Annotated in this window: 2 protein-coding genes; both read left to right on the top strand. The window is 70.7% G+C overall.

Going from position 1 to position 1275, the window contains the following annotated elements:
* Positions 1-99 precede the first annotated feature (99 nt).
* Complete coding sequence (locus N864_RS25785) at positions 100-384, top strand: hypothetical protein (protein WP_205621041.1); 285 nt, start codon at positions 100-102, stop codon at positions 382-384.
* Between the two features lie 60 nt (positions 385-444).
* Entirely contained in the window at positions 445-825 is a 381-nt protein-coding gene (locus tag N864_RS22335; RefSeq protein ID WP_051518942.1) for a hypothetical protein, read from the top strand.
* Positions 826-1275 lie beyond the last annotated feature (450 nt).

Here is a 1275-nt window from a genome sequence, read left to right as displayed (position 1 = left end):
CCGCTTCGCCCGCGGCGAGATCGACGTCGAGCAGTACCACCTGCAGCGGGAGGCCCTGGCGCAGACGCGCGGGGAGCGACAGGGGCAACCATGACCATGGTGACAGCACCGCGGAGCGGTCGAGGGCACCGGCACCGGTCGCCGGCCATCGCGCTCGTCGTCGCCTCGGCGCTGCTCGTCACGTCGGTCGTCATGGCCCTGGTCGGTGTCTTCGGCCCGGCGCCGTGGCGGCCGACCACGGCGGGATCCGGGGTGGCTGGCGGCTGGGCAGGACCGTGGGGCGACGGCTCCGGCCGCATGATGGGCGGCCAGGCGACCGGCCAGATGTGGGCCGGTCACGGCGGCATGATGTCCGGGCAGGTCTGGCTGCCCGGCAACGGCTAGGCGGTCACCACGATCGGTGCGGCCCGCGCCCGTGCGGCCCAGGCCGGGGCCCCCAGAGCTTTGCACCCAGGGGAGGTCATCCAGTTCAGCGACAACTTCTATGTCGAGTTGAAGGACCCCGCCGGGGCCGCCACGACGGAGGTCCTGGTCGACCCCTCCTCCGGCACGGTGCAGACCGAGCCGGGTCCGGCGATGATGTGGAACACAGGCACACGCTCCGCGGCGATCGCGGAGAACCGGGCGCGGCAGGCCGCGGCCGCTTGGCTGAGCGCGAACCGCCCGGCCGAGACGGTCGGGACGATCGAGGCCTACCCCGGTTACTACACCGTCGACACGCAGGTGAACGGGAAGGTGTCGGGCATGCTGTCCGTCAACGCCGCGACAGGGGCAGTCTGGTATCACACGTGGCACGGCGCCTTCGTCGCCATGGAGGATGGCTGAGCATGGCGGACCCAGCAGCCGGTAAAGATCCAAAAATGTGCCCGAGACGCGTGTCCCGGAACCAACACCACGGTCCCCTTAGCCTCGATCTTTCATCGGTCGTGGGCGTGGTGCTCGTGGTCGGCGTCGGGGAGGCTTGGGACCGCTCTGGTCGGTGGTGGGCAGGGCTGGTCTCCGGCGCTGGGTCCGCCGGTTCTCCAGGGCTCCTTGGGGTCGTGATGGTCAGGGGCGGGGGTGCGTTGCTCAGGTGACGGTCGCGAGGCGTTGGTGACCGCTGGTCAGCAGGGTCGCCCAGGGCCAGGTTTGGTTGATCCGGAGGGTCGCGCGTCGTCCACTGCGCACCAGGCGTGCGGCGACGGACAGGATCCGCAAAACAGATCCGCAGGCGTAGCCGTTTGGGTTCCCAGCGGGAGGCGGGTTTGCCGTGCCAGGCGAGGGTCTGGGTGAAGG

The sequence above is a fragment of the Intrasporangium chromatireducens Q5-1 genome, from assembly GCF_000576575.1.
Classification (GTDB): Bacteria; Actinomycetota; Actinomycetes; order Actinomycetales; family Dermatophilaceae; genus Intrasporangium_A; species Intrasporangium_A chromatireducens.
Note: the sequence above shows the minus strand (reverse complement) of the source record. Positions and strands in the feature narration are given on the sequence as shown.